General features: G+C 67.5%; 26 protein-coding genes. 14 read left to right on the top strand and 12 right to left on the bottom strand.

What is annotated here, in order from left to right:
• Positions 1-177 precede the first annotated feature (177 nt).
• Complete coding sequence (locus ACNA7R_RS04995) at positions 178-882, top strand: DUF2270 domain-containing protein (RefSeq protein WP_416282456.1); 705 nt, start codon at positions 178-180, stop codon at positions 880-882.
• A gap of 32 nt (positions 883-914) precedes the next feature.
• Here the strand turns inward: ACNA7R_RS04995 and ACNA7R_RS04990 are convergent, their stop codons facing one another.
• On the bottom strand, positions 915-1,709 hold the full coding sequence (locus ACNA7R_RS04990; protein WP_416282455.1) for a helix-turn-helix transcriptional regulator: 795 nt from the start codon (positions 1,707-1,709) through the stop codon (positions 915-917).
• A 204-nt stretch (positions 1,710-1,913) separates the two neighbouring features.
• On the opposite strand from ACNA7R_RS04990, the gene ACNA7R_RS04985 reads away from it, so the two are divergent.
• The 4 genes from ACNA7R_RS04985 (at position 1,914) to ACNA7R_RS04970 (ending at position 5,299) form a co-directional block, all read left to right on the top strand.
• Positions 1,914-2,915, top strand: a complete 1,002-nt coding sequence (locus ACNA7R_RS04985) for a DMT family transporter (protein ID WP_416282454.1) — start codon at positions 1,914-1,916, stop codon at positions 2,913-2,915.
• Between the two features lie 112 nt (positions 2,916-3,027).
• The gene (locus ACNA7R_RS04980) at positions 3,028-4,101 is read left to right on the top strand and encodes a Vms1/Ankzf1 family peptidyl-tRNA hydrolase (protein ID WP_416282453.1); all 1,074 of its coding nucleotides are present in this window, start codon (positions 3,028-3,030) and stop codon (positions 4,099-4,101) included.
• Between the two features lie 110 nt (positions 4,102-4,211).
• Positions 4,212-4,859: a hypothetical protein gene (locus ACNA7R_RS04975; protein WP_416282452.1), complete on the top strand. Its 648-nt coding sequence runs from the start codon at positions 4,212-4,214 to the stop codon at positions 4,857-4,859.
• Positions 4,860-4,981: 122 nt separating this feature from the next.
• Positions 4,982-5,299: a hypothetical protein gene (locus ACNA7R_RS04970; RefSeq protein ID WP_416282451.1), complete on the top strand. Its 318-nt coding sequence runs from the start codon at positions 4,982-4,984 to the stop codon at positions 5,297-5,299.
• A 90-nt stretch (positions 5,300-5,389) separates the two neighbouring features.
• Here the strand turns inward: ACNA7R_RS04970 and ACNA7R_RS04965 are convergent, their stop codons facing one another.
• Positions 5,390-6,238, bottom strand: a complete 849-nt coding sequence (locus ACNA7R_RS04965; protein ID WP_416282449.1) for an amidohydrolase family protein — start codon at positions 6,236-6,238, stop codon at positions 5,390-5,392.
• Positions 6,239-6,483: 245 nt separating this feature from the next.
• Between ACNA7R_RS04965 and ACNA7R_RS04960 the strand changes: the two genes are divergently transcribed.
• Complete coding sequence (locus ACNA7R_RS04960) at positions 6,484-7,278, top strand: alpha/beta fold hydrolase (RefSeq protein ID WP_416282448.1); 795 nt, start codon at positions 6,484-6,486, stop codon at positions 7,276-7,278.
• Here the strand turns inward: ACNA7R_RS04960 and ACNA7R_RS04955 are convergent, their stop codons facing one another.
• On the bottom strand, positions 7,279-7,914 hold the full coding sequence (locus tag ACNA7R_RS04955; protein WP_416282447.1) for a metallophosphoesterase family protein: 636 nt from the start codon (positions 7,912-7,914) through the stop codon (positions 7,279-7,281). It lies immediately after the preceding gene.
• Between the two features lie 92 nt (positions 7,915-8,006).
• Between ACNA7R_RS04955 and ACNA7R_RS04950 the strand changes: the two genes are divergently transcribed.
• The 3 genes from ACNA7R_RS04950 (at position 8,007) to ACNA7R_RS04940 (ending at position 9,766) form a co-directional block, all read left to right on the top strand.
• Positions 8,007-8,183 carry a hypothetical protein gene (locus ACNA7R_RS04950; RefSeq protein WP_416282446.1) on the top strand — a complete coding sequence of 59 codons (177 nt, stop codon included), beginning with the start codon at positions 8,007-8,009 and terminating at the stop codon, positions 8,181-8,183.
• 3 nt (positions 8,184-8,186) lie between these two features.
• The gene (locus ACNA7R_RS04945; RefSeq protein WP_416282445.1) at positions 8,187-9,152 is read left to right on the top strand and encodes a TIGR03885 family FMN-dependent LLM class oxidoreductase; all 966 of its coding nucleotides are present in this window, start codon (positions 8,187-8,189) and stop codon (positions 9,150-9,152) included.
• Between the two features lie 95 nt (positions 9,153-9,247).
• The gene (locus tag ACNA7R_RS04940; protein WP_416282444.1) at positions 9,248-9,766 is read left to right on the top strand and encodes a gamma carbonic anhydrase family protein; all 519 of its coding nucleotides are present in this window, start codon (positions 9,248-9,250) and stop codon (positions 9,764-9,766) included.
• Between the two features lie 15 nt (positions 9,767-9,781).
• Here the strand turns inward: ACNA7R_RS04940 and ACNA7R_RS04935 are convergent, their stop codons facing one another.
• The 3 genes from ACNA7R_RS04935 to ACNA7R_RS04925 form a co-directional block, all read right to left on the bottom strand.
• Positions 9,782-10,957: a CaiB/BaiF CoA transferase family protein gene (locus ACNA7R_RS04935; protein WP_416282443.1), complete on the bottom strand. Its 1,176-nt coding sequence runs from the start codon at positions 10,955-10,957 to the stop codon at positions 9,782-9,784.
• Between the two features lie 105 nt (positions 10,958-11,062).
• Complete coding sequence (locus ACNA7R_RS04930; RefSeq protein ID WP_416282442.1) at positions 11,063-11,266, bottom strand: hypothetical protein; 204 nt, start codon at positions 11,264-11,266, stop codon at positions 11,063-11,065.
• 5 nt (positions 11,267-11,271) lie between these two features.
• Positions 11,272-12,498 carry a thiolase family protein gene (locus tag ACNA7R_RS04925; RefSeq protein ID WP_416282441.1) on the bottom strand — a complete coding sequence of 409 codons (1,227 nt, stop codon included), beginning with the start codon at positions 12,496-12,498 and terminating at the stop codon, positions 11,272-11,274.
• Between the two features lie 157 nt (positions 12,499-12,655).
• Between ACNA7R_RS04925 and ACNA7R_RS04920 the strand changes: the two genes are divergently transcribed.
• Complete coding sequence (locus ACNA7R_RS04920) at positions 12,656-13,078, top strand: universal stress protein (protein WP_416282440.1); 423 nt, start codon at positions 12,656-12,658, stop codon at positions 13,076-13,078.
• 154 nt (positions 13,079-13,232) lie between these two features.
• Positions 13,233-13,844, top strand: coding sequence for a VOC family protein (locus ACNA7R_RS04915; RefSeq protein ID WP_416282439.1), 612 nt, complete (start codon positions 13,233-13,235; stop codon positions 13,842-13,844).
• A gap of 15 nt (positions 13,845-13,859) precedes the next feature.
• On the opposite strand, the gene ACNA7R_RS04910 is transcribed toward ACNA7R_RS04915, so the two are convergent.
• The gene (locus tag ACNA7R_RS04910; RefSeq protein ID WP_416282438.1) at positions 13,860-14,504 is read right to left on the bottom strand and encodes a DUF6517 family protein; all 645 of its coding nucleotides are present in this window, start codon (positions 14,502-14,504) and stop codon (positions 13,860-13,862) included.
• Between the two features lie 131 nt (positions 14,505-14,635).
• On the opposite strand from ACNA7R_RS04910, the gene ACNA7R_RS04905 reads away from it, so the two are divergent.
• On the top strand, positions 14,636-15,169 hold the full coding sequence (locus tag ACNA7R_RS04905) for an FKBP-type peptidyl-prolyl cis-trans isomerase (RefSeq protein WP_416282437.1): 534 nt from the start codon (positions 14,636-14,638) through the stop codon (positions 15,167-15,169).
• Here the strand turns inward: ACNA7R_RS04905 and ACNA7R_RS04900 are convergent, their stop codons facing one another.
• From ACNA7R_RS04900 to ACNA7R_RS04890, 3 genes are all read right to left on the bottom strand, one after another.
• Positions 15,170-16,648, bottom strand: a complete 1,479-nt coding sequence (locus tag ACNA7R_RS04900; protein WP_416282436.1) for a sulfite oxidase — start codon at positions 16,646-16,648, stop codon at positions 15,170-15,172.
• 1 nt (position 16,649) lies between these two features.
• Positions 16,650-17,153, bottom strand: a complete 504-nt coding sequence (locus ACNA7R_RS04895; protein WP_416282435.1) for a plastocyanin/azurin family copper-binding protein — start codon at positions 17,151-17,153, stop codon at positions 16,650-16,652.
• A gap of 216 nt (positions 17,154-17,369) precedes the next feature.
• On the bottom strand, positions 17,370-18,098 hold the full coding sequence (locus ACNA7R_RS04890) for a DsbA family protein (protein ID WP_416282434.1): 729 nt from the start codon (positions 18,096-18,098) through the stop codon (positions 17,370-17,372).
• A 238-nt stretch (positions 18,099-18,336) separates the two neighbouring features.
• Here ACNA7R_RS04890 and ACNA7R_RS04885 point away from each other — a divergent pair, with 238 nt between their 5' ends.
• Together ACNA7R_RS04885 and ACNA7R_RS04880 are read left to right on the top strand one after the other, a co-directional pair.
• Positions 18,337-18,834, top strand: a complete 498-nt coding sequence (locus ACNA7R_RS04885) for a hypothetical protein (RefSeq protein ID WP_416282466.1) — start codon at positions 18,337-18,339, stop codon at positions 18,832-18,834.
• Positions 18,835-19,003: 169 nt separating this feature from the next.
• Positions 19,004-20,311, top strand: coding sequence for an aspartate aminotransferase family protein (locus ACNA7R_RS04880; protein WP_416282433.1), 1,308 nt, complete (start codon positions 19,004-19,006; stop codon positions 20,309-20,311).
• Between the two features lie 48 nt (positions 20,312-20,359).
• Here ACNA7R_RS04880 and ACNA7R_RS04875 read toward each other — a convergent pair whose 3' ends face one another.
• Both ACNA7R_RS04875 and ACNA7R_RS04870 read right to left on the bottom strand, forming a co-directional pair.
• Complete coding sequence (locus ACNA7R_RS04875; protein WP_416282432.1) at positions 20,360-20,578, bottom strand: hypothetical protein; 219 nt, start codon at positions 20,576-20,578, stop codon at positions 20,360-20,362.
• 265 nt (positions 20,579-20,843) lie between these two features.
• The gene (locus ACNA7R_RS04870) at positions 20,844-22,433 is read right to left on the bottom strand and encodes a spermidine synthase (protein ID WP_416282431.1); all 1,590 of its coding nucleotides are present in this window, start codon (positions 22,431-22,433) and stop codon (positions 20,844-20,846) included.
• Between the last annotated feature and the right edge of the window lie 2 nt (positions 22,434-22,435).

Below are 22,435 nucleotides of genomic sequence, written 5' to 3'. Positions count from 1 at the left end.
CCGGCGAGCAGAGTCCACTGTTCGACGAGGCGGCCCTCGAGTCGGTTTCTCGGCCGACGACCGGGCCGAGCGACGACTGAGGCGGATCGTTGTAGCGTCGTCCCTCGAGTCCGAGCCCGCCTCCAGCGTCGCCGGAAGCGTACTTCGTCCTCCGTGGCGAAGATTCCGGAGAGGGCTATGTCAGAGAACACCGATCACGACCCGATCCCCGAGGACGATCTCGGCGACGAGATCGCGAGCGACGTCTCCGAGACGAGTTCCGTCCTCGGGGACGCCTACCGCGGGGAGCTGGACCGGGAGACGACCTGGCGCGGCCGACTCGACCAGACGACCACCTGGGCGGTGACGGTGATGGCCGCGATCCTCACCTGGGCGTTCTCGAGTCCCGACAACCCGCACTACGTGATCCTCGTCGGCGTGCTGGCCGTCGCCACCTTCCTGCTGATCGAGGCGCGTCGATACCGCGACTACGATGTCTACCGCTCGCGGGTTCGACTGTTCCAGGAGAACCTGCTCGCGGACGCGCTCGACCCCACCCGGTCGCCCGAGCACGAGGACTGGCGGACCGAACTGAGCGACGACTACCGGAACCCGACGATGAAGATCACGATGCTCGAGGCCGTGGCCAACCGGCTCCGGCGCATCTACCTCGCGCTCGTGACGGTCCTGCTGTTGGCCTGGCTCTTCCGGATCACCGCCTTCGTCGACGGACCGGGGGTCTTCGAGACCGCGTCGGTCGGAACGCTGCCCGGCGTCGTCGTTATAGCGATCGTCGCGGCGTTCTACGGCGCCGTCCTCGCGATCGCGCTCTGGCCCCGCGAGCGCAAGGCCAAGGGGGAGTTCCGGGAGCAGGAGGTCGGCGACTGGAAGGACGCGAACTGACGGTCGCGACGGCGGCGGACTCGAGGCTCTGCTCAGGGCGACAGCGCCTCGGCCTCGAGGGGCTCGCCGGTTCGCCAGTAGTGGTCGTAGGTGTCCTGGGCCCACGAGCGCACGGCGGGGTCGTCGGTGTCGATCGAGGCCTGCAGGACGCCGTTCTCGTCGCGCAGGAGCAGGTAGACGACGTCGTCGACGATCATCGCCGCGATCGGCACCCCCTCGTCTCGAACCCGGAGTTCGGCTCGGTCGGAGTCGACGAGCGATCGAAGCCGTTCGCGAAGGCCCGGTTCGTCCGCGAGAGCGTCGATCGCCCGCCGGGAGAAGACGCCCCTGAACCGCTGGTCGCCCGCGGCCGTTCGTTCCCCGACGACCGTCAGCGTCTGCTCGTTGAACGCGTGGGAGAAGGTCCGAACCGCCTCGCCCTCGCGCAGGAGATCGAGCAGCCGGGACAGCGGCGCGTTCGGCCGCATCTGGGTGGGCTGGGTGATCGTCGCGTCCGCCAGCCGTCGCAGGTCGACGTCCATCGCGTGAGTCGGGAGGTAGTCGACGACGTCCCGGAGCCGAAGCTCCGCCTCGAGGATCTCCTGGAGGTCGGTAAACCCCGCCGCGACGAGCCGCCCCGTCGCGGTCGCGACGTAGGCGTCGCCGTCGCGCCGGATCCAGGATCGTTCCTCGAAGTCGCCCAGAATGCGTCCGAGCGTCGCCTGCGAGGCACCCGTCGCCTCGCCCAGTTCGCCTCGAGTCCGCCGTCCGTCGGCGAGGAGGCCGAGGACCTCGACGCGATTGGCAGACAGCGCGAGAAACTCGATCTCCTCGAGCGCCGATTCCATACGTTCACTGGACTCCCCGGGACCAAGGCACTTTCGCACTGTGAAATTATTTCACGCTACGAAATCCCCGCGCGGGATCCCTGCATTTCCCGATATGAAATATTTTACGAACGGCCTTATACGTGCTACGTTCGTACTCGAGAGCAAGATGAAAGCTCTCGAACCCGTACTCTCTACGCTCGATATTACGGAGGTGTCCAGTCAGTGATCGACAGACGAACGATCGTCCTGTTCGCGCTCGCGAGCCTCTTTTTCGGGGGCACGTTCGTCGCCGCGAAGGCGGGTCTCGAGTACTTTCCGCCGCTGCTGTTCGTGGCGCTTCGGTTCGACATCGCGGCCGTCATCATGGTCGCGTACGCGACGCTGCGGTTCTCGCGGGCGGAGCTAACCCCGACGACCGCCGGCGACGTCATCGGCATCCTCGCGACCGGGGGGCTGGTCATCGGGCTGGCGAACTCGCTACTGTTCGTCGGCCAGCAGTACGCGACCAGCGCCGTCGGCGCGATCGTCTTCAGTCTCAACCCGATCCTGACGCCCGTATTCGCGGCCGCGCTCCTCTCGAGCGAGCGCCTCTCCGGTCGCGGCGCGGTCGGCATGGGGCTCGGACTGGTCGGGGTCGCGCTCGTCGTCAGCCCCGACCCCGCGATGCTGGTCGGCGGCGACGCGTTCGGCCGCGCGATCCTCTTTGCCGGCGCGGCGAGCGCCGCCCTCGGCGCCGTGATGATCCGTCGGGTCGACGCGACCCTCTCGAGTTCCGTCCGGATCGCCTGGGGGCTGCCCCTCGCCGCGGCGCTCTCCCACGCGCTGTCGCTTGCCGCCGGCGAGTCGACGGCGGCGATCACCTGGAGCCCCGCGGCGATCGCTGCGCTGGCGTACGTCAGCGTCTTCGCCGGCGTGCTCGCCTACCTCGCGTACTTCGCCCTGCTCGACGAGACGGGCGCGATCGAGGCGAACCTCGTCTTCTACGTCGTCCCGGTCGTCTCGACGCTGGGCGGGTGGGCGATCCTCGGCGAACGGATCGCCCCGCTCGCGGTCGTCGGTTTCCTGACGATCTTCGCGGGCTTTGCGGTGCTCGGCAGCGAGTCGGTCGACGTCCGCGCGCGACTGCGCGATCGGCTGCCGCTCGAGCGTTCGCGATCGAACACCGCGGAATCGACCGATCGGACGTCGGTGCCGAACGACTCCCGTTTCTCCCGTTCCGACTGAGCCGGCGTGCTTGAAAACGCTGGCCGGCTTCCTAATCGGTCGCTCTCCGTAGGGGCTGGTAGTCCGGGTTCGAGGCCGCACTTCGCGACGCCTCGAATCGATTTTCGAACCTATGTCACTCTCGAACTACGACCTCCACGAACGACTCGATCGACTCTCGAACGTTTCCGCCGACCGGGATATCCTGGTCTCGCTCGCGGTTCCGCCCGGCGACTCCATCGGCGAGGCCCGCCAGCCCGTCGAGACCGACTACGCCGAGGCGACCCAACTCGACGAGCAGTCGTTTCCCCAGCCCCTCGTCGACGCCCTCGAGGCGGTCCGCGATCGGCTCAACGAGTACGACGAGATCCCCGAGAACGGACTCGCCGTCTACGCCGGCGTCCCCGACGGCGACCTGCTGACGGCGACGTTCGACGACCTCCCCGTCGAGATCGAGGCGTCGATCTACAAGCACGCAAACGAGTTCGACCTCTCGCCGCTCGAGTCCGTCACCGAGCCGTCGGCGACGTACGGACTGCTCGTCGTCGAGCGCGGCGGTGCGGCGCTGGGCCGACTCGACGACGAGGGCGTCGAGGAGATCGACGTCTTCGACAGCGACGTCCCCGACAAGTCGAGCGCCGGCGGCCAGTCGGCCGAGCGCTTCGAGCGCGACCCCGAGCGACAGAAACGCGAGTTCTTCGACGACGTCGCCGAGCGAGCGGCCGTCACCTTCCTCGAGGACGACGGGATCGACGGACTGTTGCTGGGCGGGACGACGGGCACGATCGAACGCTTCCGCGAGGAGGCCGAGCTCGACCACCGCCTCGAGGACCTGATCGCCGGCGAGTACGCCGTCGAGTACGCCACCAGACAGGGTCTCGAGCAGCTCGCCGAGAAGGGCCAAGAGGCGATCGACGAGCGCGACCGGGGGGCGGTCAGCGAGGCGCTCGATCGGTTCCTCGGCGACGTCGGCTCCGACGAGGTCGCCTACGGCGAGGCGGACGTCGACGACGCCCTCGAGTACGAGGCCGTCGACACGCTGTTGCTCTCGTCGACCCTCGAGGGGACGACTATCCAGGAGCTTGGCGAGCGAGCCGAGGAGCAGGGCGGCGAGACGCTGGTCGTCCCCGACGACTTTCCGGACGGCGACCGGTTCGCCGACGCCTTCGACGGGATCGGGGCGATCCTCCGGTTCCCGATCGAGTGAACGGCTCGAGGGCCCCGATGGGCCCTCTCGAGCGAGGTAACCGGATCTCGCGGATCGACGGAGAAAAGAAATCCTCATACGAGCGGATCGCGATATGAGGACCAACGTCAATGAGTCCCGTCACTACCGGTGGCACCGCAGCGAGTATCGCCCCGAGCATCGTCGCGTTCGACGCCACGTACGGCGTCACGGTCGTCGCGACCGCCATGCTGGCGCTGTTCATGCTCATGATGGTGTTTTTCGCCGTCGCGCCGATCGTCTCCTCGACGTGGAGCGAACAGTTCGGAACCGACGTCGCCGTCGAGACGGCGCCCGAACCCGACGACGCCTCCTCGGCGGAGGAGACGGCCGACGCCTCGCCCGAGGCCGAGAAAGCCGTCACCTCGTCCGAGGCGGCCGCCGCGAGCGGTGCGGGCGCCGCCGTCGACGAGCCGGAGGCCGGCGAGGTCACCGAGGGAACGTTCACGAACGAGGACCTCGGGAAGCTCGTCGAGCGGGCCGACGGCAAGGTGATCGGCACCGTCGCGTCCGTCAGCGGCGAGCAGGCTCGCGTCGAGCCCAACCCCGACGCGCTCGATCAGATCCTCATCCGTCTCGACCGGAAGGAGGTTGGCGAGGCCTTCGTCCTCGAGGCCGACGACGTCCGCGAGATCAGCAGCACGCGGATCCACCTCGAGCGCGAGTTCGTCCGACCGACGGGCGAACCGACGCCGGAGACCGAGGCCGACGCCGACGACGTCTCGGCCGCGACGGAGTAGTTTCTTTTCGGCTCGTCGCTGCCGTCCGGGTTCGATCGCCGACACGCGTCGCCGGTCGGGATCGCCGCGACCGTCTTCTGCAGGCACCACGCTTTTCACCCGGCTGCCGCGACGTCGGCCACATGTGCAATACGTTCACGGACGACGATATCGGATCGCGCGTCGAGACCGCCGACGGCGAGACGGTCGGCGTCGTCGCCGCGGTCGACGGGGCCGTCGCTCGGGTCTGTCCCCCTCCGGCGGCCGACGGTTCGGACACGGCGGCGCCCGCCATGGCGACCGGTCCCGACGAGACGCGCCCGCTCGAGCCGGAGGCCGAACTCGATCCGACGGATCCGGACCGCGACCCGGAGGCGGAGCTGTCGGTCGACGAGGGGGCCAGCCGGACGGACGGTTCGAACGACGACCGTCGCGACGACGCCGACACCGGGGATTCCTGAGCGCGATCGAACGCCCGGTTTGCCTCCTCGAGTGACCCAGGAGGCTCGCCCTCGGAGTGTGATCGGAACCGGCACCGAGGATCGGCCGCGCTACGTCTCGCCGAGGAACTGCGCTGTCGCCCCCCGGAACAGGGCCTCGAGCGCCGTCTCCGAGAGGTCCCGGTCGACGAGTCCCTCGTACTCCCGCTCGTAGGCGTGGGGCACGTTCGGATAGTCGGAGCCGTACATGACGCGGCCGGCGAGGTCCTCGAAAACGGCGTCGTCGATGGCGGCGGGATCGAAGTCGACGTAGCGGTCGACGACCGTCGCCATCGCGAAGCTGGTGTCGAGGTACACGTTCTCGTCGGTTCGGGCGAGCTCGAGGAACGCCTCGTGTTCGAACGTCCCCATGTGGGCACAGCAGGCCCGCACCGCCGGAAACCGCTCGCGAAACCGCCGGAACCGTTCGATCCCGACGTGGGGACTGGCCTCGAACATCGGCGCGTTGCCGGCGTGGTGGAGGACGGGCCGGTCGTACGCGGCGCAGAGCTCGTAGGCGGGATCCAACCGCGGATCGTCCGGCGCCACCTCCTGGACGGGACACTGGAACTTCAGCCCGCGGGCACCGTTCTCGAAGGCAGCCTCGACGACCGCATGGACGTCGTCGGCGGGGTGGACCGTCGCGAAGGGGAGACACATCTCGGAGGCGCTCGCCTCCTCGAGCAACCAGCCGTTGAGGTCGGCGGCGATCCCCGGTTTGTGAGCGTACGGCAGCGCGACGTATCGCTCGATGCCGTACTCGCGGAGAGCGGCCTCGATCGCCTCCCTGTCGGTCGGGTGGTCGAACTCCCAGCCCGCCGCGTCGTTGAGTGCCTCGCGAATTGCGGCCATCAGCCGGTCGGGCATCAGGTGGACGTGCGAATCGATACCGCCGTCGACGGGGATCCCGTTGCTCGTCATTGACACTCGTTTCCTCGGTGACCGAGAAAAAGTCTGAGATCGGACGAGTTCGATCGAACTCCGTCGTGACGGTCGAGCGGGGGTAGCGGACGAGAAGCGGTGCCGAACGACTGTTTTGCTTCCCGCCGAACTCGAGCCGCTTCACTCGGATTTGATATCGCAGTATAGAATTCATTCCGGCGATCGGGACGGTTGCGGTTGCCGGGCCGGGAACTAATCCCGTCCCCGTCGTACGCCGACGGGCTATGGAGATATTCGGCCGCAGCGACCTCGAGGGCGTCGACGTCGACGGACCGACCGACGAACAGGCGATCCTGTTCGTCCACGGCGCGATGTTCACCAAGGAGATGTGGCTCCCCCAGCGGCGGGCGCTGGCCGACGAGTTCCGGGTCGTTGCGCCCGATCTCCCCGGCCACGGGACGTTCGCCGACGAGACGTTCCGGATGGAGCCGGCGATCGCCCGCCTCGAGGAGACGATCGAGACCGCGACCGACGGCAGCGCGGTGCTGGTTGGCCTCTCGCTGGGCGGCTACGTGGCGACCGAGTACGCCTCCCGCCATCCCGAGCAGGTCGACGGGCTGGTGCTGACGGGGAGCAGCGCGAACCCCGTCCGCGGGATGCGGCTGGTGACGCGGGCCAACGGCACCCTCGCGCGCTTGCTCACCCGACCGGACGTCGGCAAGCGCGCCGTCGAGCGACTGGCGACGCGGTGGGTCCGCAACCGCGACCTGCCGTCGGATATCGAGGCGGCGATCATCGACGCGGGCTTCTATCCCAAGCAGTTCGGCGACGCCGGCCCGGACGTCCGCGGCGTGAACTTCCGGGAGAAGCTCTCGACGTACCCCGGCCCGACGCTGATCATCAACGGCGAGCACGACAAGATCATGCGCCGCGGCGAACGCGAGCACGCGGCCGCCGCACAGGACGCGCGGATCGAGGTGCTCGCCGGGGTCGGCCACATCTGCAACCTGCACCGACCGGAGACGTACACCGCCCGCCTGCGGAACTTCGTCCGCCAGCGCGTCGCGCCTCGACAGTAGTCACTCACTCGAGTCGATCCCGTGGCTCTCGAGGGCCAGCGTCTCCGGATCGAGTTCGTAGTAGCGCTCCCAGGCCGGTGCGAGGCTCACGGTGCGGACGCCCGCGATTTCGGCCTCGCGGTGGCCGTGGTGGTGACCCACGAGACAGAGCTCCGGCGAAAGCGTCTCGAGCAGCTCGTCGACGTGCTCGCAGCCGGGATCGTAGCCGTACGACAGGAGCTCGGTCGGCGCCTCGTGGGTGAGGAGGACGTCGACGTCCGAAAGCTCGGCCGCCCGCTCGACGTCCTCGTGAGTGAAGTGTCGGCGCCGTTTACCGGAGAGTTCGGAGCGGGGCAGGTCGTACTTCGTCGGCGCGTAGTTGCCCGACAGCCCCGCCACGCGGACGCCCTCGACGGTTGCCGCCGTGCTCGCCAGCAGGTGGACGTTTCGGGTTCCCGCGGTTTCGCCGGCACGGAGCGCCTCGATCGTGTCGAACTCCTCGTTGTTGCCGGCCACGAACCACGTCGGGGCCGGCAGTTCGTAGCACTCGAGGTCGCCGACTTGGAGGACGTGTTCGGGCTCGAGTCTGCGGTAGTGTGCGAGCAAGGTCTCCCGTCGATCCGGATCCGAGGCGTGGACGTCACCGAGGACGAGCATACCGTTTCGACGGGGCGGATCCGGAAATACTGCCGGTCCGGGAAGCACATTCAGGGAGCGGGATTTAGGCGACGGACGGTGACGGCGTAGCTATGAGCGAGACGCCCGAGCGAAGCGACCTCGAGTCGCCAGTAGACCGCAAGCGGAGCGAGCTTCGAACCAGCCGACTCGCGGACGGCACCTGGCTCGTCGCCGGCCATCGGTCTCGAGCGACCGCGCCGGATCGACGCCTCGAGGAGCGGTCCCGAAGCGACGCCACGGAGGTGTGAACCGTGGCCGAGATCGGCGTCCACGCCTCCCACGAGCAGTTCGCGCCGAGCGACCTGCTCGACTGTGTCGAACTCGCCGACGAGTACGGGTTCGACGAGGTGCTCGCCTCCGATCACTTCCACCCATGGAGCGAACGCCAGGGCGAGTCGGGATTCGTCTGGTCGTGGCTCGGATCGGCGATGGAGCGGACCTCGCTGTCGTTCGGTACCGTCAACGCACCCGGCTACCGCTACCACCCCGCAGTTATCGCGCAGGCGGCCGCGACGCTTCGAGAGATGTACCCCGAGCGATTCTGGTTCGCCGTCGGCAGCGGCCAGTTGATGAACGAGGGGGTCGCGGGCGTGGAGTGGCCGCTCAAGGACGAGCGCAACGCCCGCCTCGAGGAGTGTGCCGAGATCATGCACCGGCTGTGGGACGGCGAGGAGGTCACCCACCACGGACGGGTGGACGTCGAGAAGGCCACGCTGTACACCCGCCCGGAGTCGCCGCCGCCGCTGTTCGGTGCCGCGCTCTCGGAGGAGACCGCCCGCTGGCTCGGCACCCGCGAGTGGGTCGAGGGGCTGATCACGATCGCGACGCCCGACCACGAGGGCCTCGAGAGCCGGATCGAGGCGTTCCGCGAGAACGCCCCGGGGAAACCGATCGCCCTCAAGGTTCAACTCGCCTACGACGAGGACGAGGAGGCGGCGCTGGAGGGCGCCTACGACCAGTGGCGGACCAACTGCGCGCCCGGCTCGGTCACCCAGAAGCTGCGCACCCCCGAGGAGTTCGACGCGCTGGGCGAGCAGGTCACCCGCGAGCAGGTCGCCGAGAGCGTCCGGGTCTCGGCCAACCCCGAGGACCACCTCGAGTGGCTCCGGCGGGACCTCTCGCTCGAGGTCGACAAGCTCCTGTTGCACAACGTCGCCCGCGGGCAGGAGCGGTTCGTCGAGGAGTTCGGCGAGAAGGTGCTTCCCGAACTCGAGTGAGCACACCCGCGGCCCGCATCACGACCCGTTAGGCCCGGTGACCGTCACGGATCGCCTGACGAACGATTATACCCGGCGTCGTGGACGGACTGACCATGGTCGACAGTCGAACCTACGAGTTCGAGGGAACCAGTCCGTCCGTCGACGACGAGGCCCGCGTCAGTCGCGACGCGATCCTCGTCGGCGACGTCGAGGTCGCGGCCGAAGCGAGCGTCTGGCCGGGGGTCGTCCTCCGGGGCGACATCGGTCCCGTGCGGATCGGTCGGAGAACCCACGTCGGCGACAACGCGACGCTGCACGCGGCGACCCTCGAGGAGCAGGTGATGATCGGACACGGCGCGGTTCTCAACGAGGCACGCGTCGAGACGGGCGCGCTGGTCGGATTCAACACGACGCTCAACACCGATTCGAGGGTCGGATCCGGAAGCATCGTCGCCGCCGGAACGGTCGTTCCCGACGGCTACTCGATCCCCTCGGAGTCGTTCGTCCGCGGCGTCCCCGCCGAAATCACGCCCCTCGAGGAGACGGGGATCGATCCCGAGGCGATCTTCGAGGAGTTCTCCTCGGGCGCCTACACCGACCTGGCGAACCGCCACGGTGATCTGTTCGAGTAGGCTCTCGGCGCACGGTCAGCGAACCGCGCCCGACTCGAGCAAGCGGTCGATCTCGCCGTCGTCGTAGCCGACCTCGGCGAGATACTGCCGTGTGTGCGCTCCCTGCTCGGGGATCGTCTCGCTCGGGGACGTCGCCACCTCGCGGTGGCGGGCCGGAAACCCGATTCTGGGCGGGGCGTCGGCGGACTCCTCGACGAGCCCGCGGGCTCGAAGCTGGGGGTGTTCGACGGCCTCCGCGGGTGCGTACACGCCCGAAAACGCGGCGTCGACGCCCTCGAGCGCGTCCTCCCACTCGTCGCGCGTTCGCTCGCGGAAGAGGGCCTCGAGCTCGGCTCGCAGGGCCGCCCGCACGTCCGGATCCGTCGAACCGTGTTCCTCGAGGAGGTCCTCCCGGCCGACGGCCTCGCAGAACGCGCGCCAGAACTTCGGCTCGAGGGCGGCCAGCGTCACCCACCGCTCGTCGGCTGTTTCGTAGCTGTCGTACCACGGCAGCGCGCCCGTCAGCGGCGTCTCGCCCGGCCTGGGCTCGGCGGGGTCGCCGGTGAGGGACTGGTAGGCGATCGCTTGCGAGAAGGAGGCGACGACGTCGGCCAGCGCGATATCGACGTACTCGCCGTCCGCGTTGCCGAGTTCCCGTGCGAGGATGGCCTCGACGATGGCGAACGCCGCGAACAGGCCGCCAGCCATATCACCGATCGGGTAACCTGGCGTCTGGGGTTTCGCGTCGGGCGACTCGCGAGTCATGTCCAGCAGCCCCGCGAGCGCGACGTAGTTGAGGTCGTGGCCCGCCCGATCGGCCCAGGGGCCGTCCTGACCGTACCCCGTGACCGAACAGTAGATCAACTCCTCGTTGTGCTCGCGGAGGGTCTCGTAGTCGATCCCCAGTCGGTCGACGACGCCCGGACGGAAGCTCTCGAGGACGACGTCGCTCTCCGCGACGAGCCGGTAGAACGCCGCCCGCCCGTCCTCGCTCTTGAGATCGATGGCGACGCTTCGTTTCCCCCGATTCACCATCTCGAAGATCGCCCCGGTTCCGCGATCGGTGAGCGGTTCCATGGCTCGGGCGTAGTCGCCTACGCCGGTGTCTTCGACTTTCACTACCTCCGCGCCCGAGTCCGCCAGCAGCTGGGTCGCGTACGGGCCGGGCAACAGCCTCGAGAGATCGAGAATTCGAACGCCGTCGAGTCGCATACCGGAGGGGTCGCGGCGAGAACACTTTACAGTGGACCTCGCTCGGACGCGGAACGGAACCGGGGACGTCCGCGACTCCGGTTACGAATCGGTCGCCCGACGGATCTATCGGTCGGCGTCGGACGCTCCCATCGGCCCCCACAGGACGATCAGCGCGCTCACGACGACGGCCGTCCAGAAGCCGAACGCCGCGCCGGAACCGAACCCATCACCGAGACCGTAGCTCACTGCTCCGATCAGCGGCGGGAGCACGACCAGCAGGGCTACTGCTTCTCGGATCGCACGCGAGTCGGCGCTGACTCCGACCACCGGACCTACACCCGCTCGAGGATCGTCGCGATCCCCTGGCCGAAGCCGATACACATCGTCGAGAGCCCGACGTCCTGCTCCGTTCGCTCGAGTTCGTGGACCAGTTTCGTCACCAGGGCCGCGCCCGTCGCCCCCAGCGGATGGCCGTGGGCGATGGCACCGCCGTTGACGTTGGTTCGATCCCAGGGGGCGCCCGTCTCCTCGAGCCAGGCGGCGACGACCGAGGCGAACGCCTCGTTGACCTCGAACAGGTCGATATCGGAGAGCTCGTAGGCCGACTGCTCGAGGACGCGTTCGGTCGCCGGGATCGGCCCCGTCAGCATTGTCACGGGGTCGACGCCGACGACCTCCGTCTGTCGAATTCGGGCCATCGGCTCCCAGCCGTGAGCCTCGGCGGCGGCCTCGCTCGTGATCAGCAGGGCCGACGCACCGTCGACGATCCCCGAGGAGTTTCCGGGGTGGTGGACGCCCTCCCCCTCTTCGCGGAACGAGAGGGGGAGTTCGGAGAGGGTCTCGAGATCGGTTTCGGGGCGGGGGTGTTCGTCTCGGTCGACGACGACCGTCTCGCGGGTCGCTTCGCTCCCCGCTCGACTGTTCGAGTCGCGCTGCGACTCGCTTCCCTCCCCGTCCAGTTCGGTCTCGACGGGGACGACTTGATCGTCGTATCGCCCGTCCTCCCAGGCCTCTCCCCAGCGGCGCTGGGAGTCGACCGCGAGTTCGTCGAGCTCCTCCCGCTCGAACCCGTAGTTCTCGGCGATCCGCTCGGCGCCCTCGCCCTGATGGGTCAGCTCGTCGACGTGCTCGAAGTAGGTGTCGGTGACGGCGCTCTCCCCGGCGACGCCGTCGACGCCGTCCGACCCCAGCGGCACGCGGGTCATGTGCTCGACGCCGCCGGCGACCAGCACGTCGTGCTGGCCGGCCATGACGTTCGTCGCGGCGAAGTTGACCGCCTGCTGGCCCGAGCCGCACATCCGGTTGAGCTGGACGCCCGGAACGCCGTCGCCCCAGCCCGCGACCATCGGCGCGATGCGACCGATATTGAGTCCCTGCTCGTCGACCGGGGTGACACAGCCGTAGATCACGTCCTCGACCGTCTCCGGGTCGAACCCGTTGCGCGCCTCGAGGGCCTCGAGCGGGGCCGCCGCGAGGTCCTGCGGGTGCGTGTCCCTGAACGAGCCGTCTCGCTTGCCGAAGGGGGTCCGGACTGCGTCGACGACGACTGCCGTCTTCATACGACGAGTTAGTGATGGTTACCGATAGTTGTTATCCCTCGGATACCGTCCAGCCGAGGCGTCTCGGATCCACTCCGTTCCGTTCGCGTCGCATATCGGCGGCTAGGGCGACCGAGCCGGCAATCGGGTTTATTGGGCCGCCGTGCGAAGGGAGCGTATGTATCGGGTCCTGATACCCATCGATACGAACGAGGACCGTGCACGCGCTCAGGCCGACTACGTGACATCGCTGCCAAACGCCAGCGAGAACGTCGAGGCCGTTCTCCTGTTCGTGTTCACCGAAGAGGGCGAGAACCTCCCGTCGGACCTCCAGCAGTTCAAGACCGCTACTCGGATCGGGTCCGTTCGGCGCGCCAAAGAGCGCCTCGAGGACAACAACGTCGACGTGACCGTCCTCGAGGACAGCGGCGACACTGCCGACGACATCATCAAGACGGCCGAGGAGTACGATGTCGACTCGATCGTGCTTGGCGGTCGAAAGCGCTCCCCGGTCGGGAAAGCGGTCTTCGGAAGCGTCACGCAGTCGGTCATCCTGAACACGGATCGACCGGTGGTCGCGACCGGTGGATCACAGATGTGACATCCCCCCTGCACCGAAGCGGAGGAACTCTTCCGTTGGGGGTCCGGCTACGCCGATTCGGCTCGAGAGAGCTTCGCTCTCCCGACCCACTCGCTTCGATGCCGTTGATAGCCAGGAACCAAGTTTACCTGTCAAGCAATCCAAGACCGAGTCCATGAGTGATAATCCTGAAATCACGGCCGACCGACCCGACAGCCCGATTCGCCTCGCCGGCACCGACCACATCACGCTCATCGGCAGCAACGAGGACGACACGATCGAGTTCTACCGCGACCTGCTGGGGATGCCGCTGGTACTCAGACAGCCCAACCTCGACGACCCCGAGTCGACGCACCTCTTCTTCGACACGGGCGACGGGCGGATCCTCACCTTCTTCGTGAACGACGACCGTCAGTCCAGCGAGCAGCCGCTGCGCCACCAGGTCGGCTCGGTTCACCACGTCTCCTTCTCGGTCGAGCCCGAGCGGTTCGTCGAGACGAAGGAGGCCCTCGAGGAGGCGGGACGGGGCTACAACGAGTTCGACCGAGGTATCTTCCACTCGCTGTACACCCGCGATCACAACGGGCTGACGATCGAACTCGCGACCGACAAGTTCGACGTGCCGGACGAGCGCCGCGGCGAGGTGCTGGCGACCGCCCAGCGCCTGCGCGTCGAGGACGGCGCCGACTTCGCCGAGGAGCGCCACCTCGAGGCGGCCCTCGAGGAGCTGGGAATCGAGAGCGAGAAGTTCGAACTGCCCGACGCGCCGTCGGGTGCCGGACGCTGAGGTGCCGAGTTAGTCTCAGTCGGGTAGCTCCTCGAGCACGCCGCCCATGAGCGAGCGAACGTTTTCGCCCTCGTCGTCGAGATAGGTCGGGTAGACGCCGAGGGTGGCGACCAGGTCGTCGCCGGCGTCGACGGTCTCGGTGACGAGGACGTTCACGTCGACGGTTCGCCCGTCGAACGCCGCCTCGCCGGTGAACGTCGACAGCGTCGTCGACTGATCGAGCACGGTCAGCTCCTCGTCGGCGTCGTGGTCGACGTCGTCGATCCCGCCGTAGTTGTTCACGACCAGGTCGACGAGTTCGCTCGTCGAGCGCTCTCCGATCGGGTTGAGCTGTCGGCCGGCGATCCCGATCTGCGGGCTCGAGAAGACGACGAACTCCGCGCCCTGGTGTTCGCCCAGCAACCCCATGTCGATCGTCTTCTCGTACTCCGTGAGCGCGTTGATCAACACGAATTCCTGGGAGACGACGGAGACGCTGACCGTCTCCTCGAGGCGAAGCTCGTCGACGTCGGTCCGCTCGTAACCCGCCTCCTCGCGGATCTCCGGCTCGATCCCGGCCGGCGTGGCCTCGTGTCTGTCCAGTCCGACCGTCCCGAGACAGCCCGCGAGGCTCGCGAGTCCGGCCGTTCCCGCTCCGGCGATCACCTGTCGGCGTTTCATTCTCTAATACATTACTATCACAAGTACAAGACTTTTGGGTATTCGGACTGATCGGCCGTCGAACTCCCTCGTCCGACCCCCGTTCCCACTCGACAGTATGTATTTACGGCTTCGACGAGAACACCGCCGCTATGGTTGCAGACGGCCAGATCGCCATCGTCCACTACACGGCTCGACTCGCGACCGGGGACGCGGCCGGGGAGCCCGTCGACACGACCGACATCGACGTCGCCCGACGTGAAGGGATCTACCACGACCACCGCGACTACAAGCCCTTCGAGTTCCGCGTCGGGGACGGCGACGTCGTTCCGGCGCTCGAGGACGCCGTTCGCGACCTCGAGAAACCGGGCGAGTCGACGGTGGTCCGGGCGGAGCCCGCGGCGGCGTTCGGCGAGCGGGATCCGTCGGCCGTTGACGAACTCCCACGGGACGCGCTCGAGGAACACGCGAACGCGACCCTCGAGCCGGAGACGCTCGTGACGACCGAGGACGGGCGATCGGGGTGGATTACCGACGTGACCGACGATACCGTCGTCGTCGATTTCAACCACGAACTGGCCGGCAAAGAACTCGAGATCGAGGTCGAACTGCTCGACGTCCACGGCGAGCCGGGGGAGGGACACTCGCGAAACTGGGAGAAGAAAGCGGGACGACGGCGGGAGTAGCTACAGGTCGACGTCGACCTCGACGCGGTGTGGCCAGTAGGCGTTGTTGGCGTAGCCGCCGGCCTCCCACGGGAAGGCGTCGTCCTCGATCGTCTCGAGTTCCTCGTCCTGGTGGGCGACCTCGCGGGGCTGGTTGCGGCCCTGCTCGTCGGTCGCGCGCGAGCAGATCGTGTACTCGCCGTCTTCCTCCGGGTTCCAGAGGAACCGGAACTGTTGCCACGAACCGTTCGTGTCGACACCCGACATCTCGGGCGTGAACAGCTCGGCGTTCTCCCAGCTCTCGCCGCCGTCGGTCGACACCTCGACCTGTTCGATCGCGTCGTCGCCGGCCCACGCGACGCCGACGATCTCGACCCGGCCGTCGGCGGCTCGCGGCGAGACGCTCGAGTCCTCGCCCGGGTAGCCGATGACCGACTTCACCAGCTGATCGTAGGCGTACGCCAGCGGGTGGTCGCCCTCCGCGGCGAGATCCATCTGCTCCTGCGTGTCGAACTCCTCGATCTCCTCGTGGTGTTCGGCGGACTGGCCGGCGACCTCCATCCGGTAGGAATTCTGCTGCCAGTTGTAGTATCGCTCCCACTCGTCGCCGTACATCATCATGTCCATGACCTCCAGTTCGGAGAGCCACTTGATGTTGTTACAGCCGTACCAGCCGGGGACGAGGAGCCGGACCGGGTGGCCGTGTTCGATCGTCAGATCGTGGCCGTTCATCTGGTAGGCCAGGATGCAGTCCTCCATCACCTTCTGCATCGGGATCGACCGGGCGAACACCTGGTCGTCCTCGCTGGGAACGTCGTCGCCGGCGGCCATCAGCCACATCCCGTCGCTGGTGTCGGCGCCGTACTCCTCTAGGATCTCGCTGACCGGCGTCCCGGTCCAGATGGCGTTCCCGACCGCGCCGAACGCCCAGGGGTTGCCCCCGACCTCCGGCTCGAAGTACGACCGACCGTTGCCCGTACACTGCATCGTGTGGGCGACCGACTCGGTGGGGTAGCTGTGTTTGATCTCCTCCATCGAGAGTTCGACCGTCTCGTCGCCGAGTCTGAGTTCGATCTCGTGGTCGTCCTCGTCGATATCGGGCGAGAGGTAGCGGTTCCTGATGAAGTGCTCCTCGGCCGGCGTGATGTAGTTACTGTACGTCTCGCGCTCGGCGGCCTCGCCGTTTTCCGGATCTGCGGAGTGAACCGTGAGTCCCGGATAGGCGTCCTCGAGGTACTCCCGGGTTCCGCGCTCGAGTTCCTCGTCGTCGCCGTTCCCGTTGCCGTCGTCGTCGCCGTTCCCGTCGTCATCGTCGTCGCCGTTGCCGTCCGCGTCGGCCTCGCCGTCGTCGCTGCTACAGCCCGCGAGGGCGACGCCCGCGGCGACCCCTGCCGTCGCCATGAAGCGTCGCCGCTTCAGGAACCGCTTCGTCCCCGTCGACGTCTTTCGCTCTCGGTTCGATTCCTCGGTCGTCTCGTTCGGTGTTTCGTCTACTGACATATTATTCCTCCACGATTACCGTACCGATCATGCTGCCGTCGTGTGGCGTACAGACGTACGTGTACTCGCCCGGCGTCTCGAACGTGTGTTCGTACTCATCGCCCTCGTCGACCAGCTCGGAGTGGTTGTCTCCCTCGTAGGAGGCGAACGGGTCGGCGTCGTCCGGGTTCTCGTTCTGGTTCGAGGCGTCGGGATGGGAGGAGACGTTGTGGCCCGGTGCTTCGAAGTACCAGGTCACCGTCTCCCCGACCGAAACCGTGATCTCCTCCGGATCGAACCGCCAGTCGCCGTCGGGTGCGACGATCACGAGGTTCTCCTCGTCGTCGCCATCACCGTTCTCGTCGTCGGTCTCCTCGTCCGATTCGTTCCCACCGTTCTCGTCCCCGTTCGATTCGTTGCCGTCGGCACCGTTCTCTGCACCTGCATCGTCCTCGCTACACCCCGCGAGGGCGGCTATCCCACCCGTCGCGGCGGCGTACGTTATGAATCGTCGGCGGCTGTGCATGTGTTTCACGCTACCGTGGTTACCATTCGCTGACAGGGATTGAAGTCCGGTATAGCGGCAATATATTCATGTAGCTAGCCGATACCGAGTGTTTAAGCTGTAAAATGAAACGTAATATGGTTACAATAGTGATTATCACGTGTTACTTCTCGGCATTATCTGTGCTTTCCTATGACGATAGTCTGCGACAAAATCGGTCCAGAGGGGAACGACAACCTACGCGTCGTCGATCCGGTCGATGGCCTCGTCGAATCGTTCGGACGGCTGCGCCCCGACGAGCGTTCCGGCCGCTCCGGAGTCGGGGTCGAAAACGACGAACGTCGGCGTCCCCGCGATCTCGAACGAGCGGGCCTGCTCGGCGTCGTCCTCGATCGAGGACTCGAACCCCTCGCCTCGCTCCTCGAGGCACGTCTCGAGGTCGTCGTCGTCGATAGCGGAAACAGAGCGCGTGTACTCGAGGAGTGCGTCGGCGTCGGCCCACCCCGATTCCTGCTCGCCCTGTTCGTCGAAGACGGCGGCGTGCCAGTCCCAGTACGCCGACGGGTCGTCGTCGCGGACCTGTGCCCACGCACACCGCGAGGCGACCGCGGCGGTCATCGAGTCCGATCCGAAGTACGGCAGCGGAATGAATACGATCCGAACCCGCCCGGGTTCGACGTGGTCCCGGACGAGATCGGGGAGCGTCTCCCGTTCGAACTCCTCGCAGAACGGACACTGGAAGTCCGTCCAGTAGTAGATATCCAGCGCCGCGTCGGAAGATCCGACGATCGGTTTCCCGGTCAGATCGACGCCGAACGCCGTCGTCTCGTCGCTCGCGTGCAGCGTCGGCGAGAGGTCGTGTCCTTCGCCTTCGTCGTCCCGGGCGAGGTAGTAGGCGCCGCCGCCACCGATGGCGACGACGGAGCCGGCGAGGACGGCACGACGGGACGGCTGATCGAGGTCCATTCGGTACTCCCCGCGTTCGAACCCTCGAACCGTAAACGGTCCCGTCGTTTTGCTGAGTCCGCAAAACGGGAGCGATAATTTGCCGTCGGCGCCCGTGCGTTCGATCAGTGTACTCGAGCGAGCCCCGAACGGCGACTTCGGGCCACAGTTCCGCGAGCGTCCCGACGAGCAGCGGGGTGAGCGCGTCGTGAGCCGCGGCGATCGAGTTGCCCGCTTCGTCCGGAACCTCTCCGAGGCGATGGTCTACCCCTTCGAGAGCTGGCGGGGGACGGCCGGGCTGGTCCTCGTCGCGCTCGCCACGTACGTCCTGCTCGTCGGCAGCACGATGCCCGAGTTCACGCTGCAGATGCTCGGCGACGGGCTCCACTGGTTCGACGACGTCCTCGTCTTGCTCACCGAGACGATTTACCGCACGGACGGCCTCTCGGGACTCGCGATCGTCGGCCTCTACGCCCTGCTGACGGGCGTCGCGGTCGTCAACGCCGCCGCGCAGCTCCGCCTTGTCGGGCTCTCGAGCCTGACCGACCTCTCCGGCGTGGTTCCCGGTCTCCTCGCGTCGGGCTGTGCGAGCTGTGGCGCCGGGCTGCTCGGCTTTCTGGGGTTCGCTGGCGCGCTGACGCTGCTGCCCTACGACGGGACGTTGCTACAGCTCGGCGGGCTCGCCCTCCTGGCGTTTTTCCTGGGGCGAGCGGGACACCCCGAGCGGTGTGCGATCGAGCCGGGAGCGGACGGATGAGGGATCGTGCTGAACTCGAGAGCGACGAGCTTCTCGAGCAGAGGCTCGAGTTCCTGCCGGAATACTGTAAGTCGACTCTATCGTACGACCGACTCCGGCGACGGACGTCTCACGGACGATTCGACGCGACCAACAACGGCTAACTGCACTCCCGAAAGACGACGTGACGATGAAGGATTCAGACGATACCGCGATGGACGCACTCGTCGACCGCGCACGCGAACTCATCCCCGGCGGCGCACAGACGGGGCTCCGAGCGCAAGCCTACGAGACCGGCGACGTCGCCTTCGACTCGGCGTCGGGCGCCACGCTGCGGACGGTTTCGGGCGAGCAGTACACCGACTACCACCTCGGGTTCGGACCGATCGTCCTCGGCCACGCACACGACGGCGTCGACGAGGCGGCTCGAGCGGCCATCGACGACGGCGTGTTGTACGGCGCGGGCACGACGCCCCTCGAGGTCGATGTCGCCGAGCGCCTCGTCGATCTCGTCCCCAGTATCGAGATGGTGAACTTCTGTAACAGCGGCAGCGAGGCGACCTACCACGCGATTCGGCTCGCGCGGGCCGCCACCGGAAACGAGAAGATACTGAAGTTCGAGGGGTGTTACCACGGCTGGCACGACTACGTCGACGTCAGCGTCTACCCGCCCGCCGACCGCGTCGGCGAACGCTACCCCGAATCCGACGGGATGCTCCCGGCGGCCGTCGAGAACACGCTGGTCGCGCCGTTCAACGATCCCGGCGCGCTCGAGGACGTCTTCCGTGAGCACGGCGACGACCTCGCGGCCGTCATCCTCGAGCCGATCCCCCACTCCGTTGGCTGTCTGCTCCCGGAACCGGCGTTTCTGGATCGACTGCGCGAGGTGACCGAGAGCCACGACGTCCCGCTCGTGTTCGACGAGGTCATCAGCGGGTTTCGCCACTCGCCCCGCGGCGTGCAGGCGGAGTTCGGCGTGACGCCGGATCTCACCTGCGTCGCGAAGGCGCTGGGTAACGGCTACCCCGTGGCGGCCGTCGGCGGCCGGGCGGACCTGCTCGCGCAGGCGGGCGGCGACAACGAGTCCGGCGTCGTCATCAGCGGGACGTACTCGGGCAGCCTGCCGGGGCTCGCCGCCGCCCGCGAGACGATCGATACGATCGTCGACGAGGACGTCCAGGGGTATCTCACGGCCCTCGGCGACCGCTACCGCGACGGCCTGGGCGAACTGCTCGAGGATCACGGCGTGGCGGGCCGGGTCGTCGGCCACCGGAGCATCTTCAGCGTGCAGTTCGGCGTGGACGGCGAACCGCGAACCTACGAGGACGTCCTCGGACTCGACGAGGAGCGCTTCCGCGCGTTCGCGGCGGGGATGCGCGATCGCGAACAGTTCTTTACGCCGAACCCATACAAGCGCCATCACCTTTCGTTCGCCCACGACGAGGGCCACCTCGAGTCGTACCTCGAGGCCGCGGACTCGGTCCTCGCCGAGCTGTGAGACGCAGCGTTTCGGTGGCGTCCGTTGTGGCACACGACGAGCGGACCGCTAGTCGCGACAGGTCGAACAGCGCCGGCGTCGAACGATCAGCGCGACGACGCCGAGCGCGAGCGCGGTGACGAGCAGCTGGGCGCCGCCGGCGGCCAGCCCGTACGCGAGGGTGCCGCCGGAGACGGCGGTCGCTCCGGGGCCGAGACAGCAGAGACTCGCCGCTCCGGCCAGTCCGAGCTTCGCCCGTCGCGACGCCGTCTCCGATTCCGTCGCCATCGTTCACGTCAACGGGAACGGTCCGGATATCGTTTGTGGCACTCGAGGGGGCTACGCGTCGGCGTTTCGAGCAGTCACTCGCGGTCGTGACCGTGTTCGTGATGACCGTCGTGGCCGTGGTGGTGGTGACCGCCGTGGTCGTCTGCCCCGTCCAGTCCCGACTACGATCCGATCACGCGGAAGTCGAACTCCGCAGTCCCGTCTGCCATACCGCTACGTCGCTCCCGAGCCCTATCGTTCCTCTACCGCTTTCGGCGATCGGCGTCTACCTCGCTCCCGCGACGACGGCGGGGTTTGCCGTCGTCGGCTCCGAGGACTCGGTCTCCTCGATGACGTAGCGCTGGCCGAGCATCGGGTCGAGCAGGCTGTCGACGGGCGCCCGGTCGTCCCGCAGGACGGGGACGTCGTCGGTGGCAGGATCGTCCATGTAGTGGTCGATCTCGTCGGTCAGGTCGACCCCTATATCGCGCTCGTCGTTTCGAGCCTCGAGGTCGTCCTGCGAGAGTTCCTCGTCGTTTTTCGTCGCGACGAGCTGGACGTTCTGGACCGAGTTCTCGTCGGAGGTGCGGAAGCTGTACACTTCCGGGAACGCCTGCTCCATCGTCGCGTGCTCCGCGCGGTAGAACTCCGAAGCCGAGCCGCTCGGCGAGGAGACGACGTTCGCCAGCAGGACGCCGTCGTCGGTCAGCCGATCGGCAGCGAGTTCCATGAACTCCTCGGTCGTCATGTGAAACGGCACCTGATCCTGCTTGTAGGCGTCGAGGACGATCAGGTCGTACTCCTCGTCGTTGCTCTGGAGGAACTGCCGGCCGTCCTCGGCGTGGCTGGTCATGGTCGGACCGTGCTCGAGGCCGAAGTACGCCTCCGCAGCGTCGGTGACTTCGGGATCGATCTCGACGACGTCGACGTCGACGTCGTACCGGTCCTCGAAGTCCTGCGGCCCGGTGTAGCCGCCCCCGCCGATGAAGAGGACGTCGTCGACCTCGGCGGGGTCGTCGACCATCAGCATCGGCAGGTGGAAGTACCTCGTGTAGGCGAAGACGTGCCGATCGGGGTCCTCGAGGTCCACCGCGCTGTGGTGGGCCCCGTCGAGGTACATCGTCCGGATGTCCTCGCTATCGTCGACGACCTCGAGGTGCTGGTGGGGCGTCTGGCTCTCGTGGACGACGTCGCCGCGGTGGTCGAAGGCCACGGGGCCGCCGCCGGCGGCGGTGACGAGCAACAGGACGACGACGACGCTCGCGACCGTCGGATTCCGCGGGAGCGACGGCAGCGTGAGCGCGAGCGCGGTCGCGACCAGCATCAGGCCGAACAGCAGCCCAATTTGGGCGATGCTGAGGGAGGGAATCAGGACGAAGGTCGTCGCGCCGGAGCCGAGGATGCTCCCGATCGTGCCGAGCGCGTAGACGTGGCCGGAGGCCTCGCCGATCCCTCGTTTCCGGGAGAGCTCCGCGGCGTAGGGGCTGATGAACCCCAGCAGGTACGTCGGCGGGCCGAAGAGGATGATAACGGACGGCAGCGAGGCGTACCGGGGCGGGATCGCGAGCGTCGACGTGTACGCGAGCAGGAAGTCGCTGGCGTAGATCACCACCGCGACGTACACCGCCGTCGCGAGCATGAGCCAGGACATTTCGCGAGTGGTCGCCGCCGCCGCCCGCTTCCCGCCCTGCCAGTAGCCCAGGCTCAACGCGGCGAGCAACACCGTCAGGATCCCGCCGACGGTGTAGATGTGGCTGCCGAACTGTGGCGCGACGATCCGCACCGCGAGGATCTCGAGGCCCATGCTGGTGACCCCCGAGACGAAGACGGCGAGTTCGGGTTTCGTGGGCCGGTAGTCGGGGAGGGCGTTCCGCATTC

The organism is Natronococcus sp., from assembly GCF_047921035.1.
Taxonomy (GTDB): Archaea; Halobacteriota; Halobacteria; order Halobacteriales; family Natrialbaceae; genus Natronococcus.
This window is presented reverse-complemented; position numbering and strand designations above follow the sequence as displayed.

What these genes read in the sequence shown, in the direction of transcription:
- ACNA7R_RS04975 (WP_416282452.1), top strand. Translation starts at nt 4,212, where the DNA reads ATGAGTCCCGTCACTACCGGTGGCACCGCAGCGAGTATCGCCCCGAGC.
- ACNA7R_RS04965 (WP_416282449.1), bottom strand. Translation starts at nt 6,238, where the DNA reads ATGACGAGCAACGGGATCCCCGTCGACGGCGGTATCGATTCGCACGTC.
- ACNA7R_RS04875 (WP_416282432.1), bottom strand. Translation starts at nt 20,578, where the DNA reads ATGGCGACGGAATCGGAGACGGCGTCGCGACGGGCGAAGCTCGGACTG.
- ACNA7R_RS04920 (WP_416282440.1), top strand. Translation starts at nt 12,656, where the DNA reads ATGTATCGGGTCCTGATACCCATCGATACGAACGAGGACCGTGCACGC.
- ACNA7R_RS04895 (WP_416282435.1), bottom strand. Translation starts at nt 17,153, where the DNA reads ATGCACAGCCGCCGACGATTCATAACGTACGCCGCCGCGACGGGTGGG.
- ACNA7R_RS04885 (WP_416282466.1), top strand. Translation starts at nt 18,337, where the DNA reads ATGGTCTACCCCTTCGAGAGCTGGCGGGGGACGGCCGGGCTGGTCCTC.
- ACNA7R_RS04995 (WP_416282456.1), top strand. Translation starts at nt 178, where the DNA reads ATGTCAGAGAACACCGATCACGACCCGATCCCCGAGGACGATCTCGGC.
- ACNA7R_RS04870 (WP_416282431.1), bottom strand. Translation starts at nt 22,433, where the DNA reads ATGCGGAACGCCCTCCCCGACTACCGGCCCACGAAACCCGAACTCGCC.
- ACNA7R_RS04910 (WP_416282438.1), bottom strand. Translation starts at nt 14,504, where the DNA reads ATGAAACGCCGACAGGTGATCGCCGGAGCGGGAACGGCCGGACTCGCG.
- ACNA7R_RS04980 (WP_416282453.1), top strand. Translation starts at nt 3,028, where the DNA reads ATGTCACTCTCGAACTACGACCTCCACGAACGACTCGATCGACTCTCG.
- ACNA7R_RS04960 (WP_416282448.1), top strand. Translation starts at nt 6,484, where the DNA reads ATGGAGATATTCGGCCGCAGCGACCTCGAGGGCGTCGACGTCGACGGA.
- ACNA7R_RS04990 (WP_416282455.1), bottom strand. Translation starts at nt 1,709, where the DNA reads ATGGAATCGGCGCTCGAGGAGATCGAGTTTCTCGCGCTGTCTGCCAAT.
- ACNA7R_RS04915 (WP_416282439.1), top strand. Translation starts at nt 13,233, where the DNA reads ATGAGTGATAATCCTGAAATCACGGCCGACCGACCCGACAGCCCGATT.
- ACNA7R_RS04955 (WP_416282447.1), bottom strand. Translation starts at nt 7,914, where the DNA reads ATGCTCGTCCTCGGTGACGTCCACGCCTCGGATCCGGATCGACGGGAG.
- ACNA7R_RS04940 (WP_416282444.1), top strand. Translation starts at nt 9,248, where the DNA reads ATGGTCGACAGTCGAACCTACGAGTTCGAGGGAACCAGTCCGTCCGTC.
- ACNA7R_RS04905 (WP_416282437.1), top strand. Translation starts at nt 14,636, where the DNA reads ATGGTTGCAGACGGCCAGATCGCCATCGTCCACTACACGGCTCGACTC.
- ACNA7R_RS04890 (WP_416282434.1), bottom strand. Translation starts at nt 18,098, where the DNA reads ATGGACCTCGATCAGCCGTCCCGTCGTGCCGTCCTCGCCGGCTCCGTC.
- ACNA7R_RS04950 (WP_416282446.1), top strand. Translation starts at nt 8,007, where the DNA reads ATGAGCGAGACGCCCGAGCGAAGCGACCTCGAGTCGCCAGTAGACCGC.
- ACNA7R_RS04925 (WP_416282441.1), bottom strand. Translation starts at nt 12,498, where the DNA reads ATGAAGACGGCAGTCGTCGTCGACGCAGTCCGGACCCCCTTCGGCAAG.
- ACNA7R_RS04935 (WP_416282443.1), bottom strand. Translation starts at nt 10,957, where the DNA reads ATGCGACTCGACGGCGTTCGAATTCTCGATCTCTCGAGGCTGTTGCCC.
- ACNA7R_RS04880 (WP_416282433.1), top strand. Translation starts at nt 19,004, where the DNA reads ATGAAGGATTCAGACGATACCGCGATGGACGCACTCGTCGACCGCGCA.
- ACNA7R_RS04900 (WP_416282436.1), bottom strand. Translation starts at nt 16,648, where the DNA reads ATGTCAGTAGACGAAACACCGAACGAGACGACCGAGGAATCGAACCGA.
- ACNA7R_RS04970 (WP_416282451.1), top strand. Translation starts at nt 4,982, where the DNA reads ATGTGCAATACGTTCACGGACGACGATATCGGATCGCGCGTCGAGACC.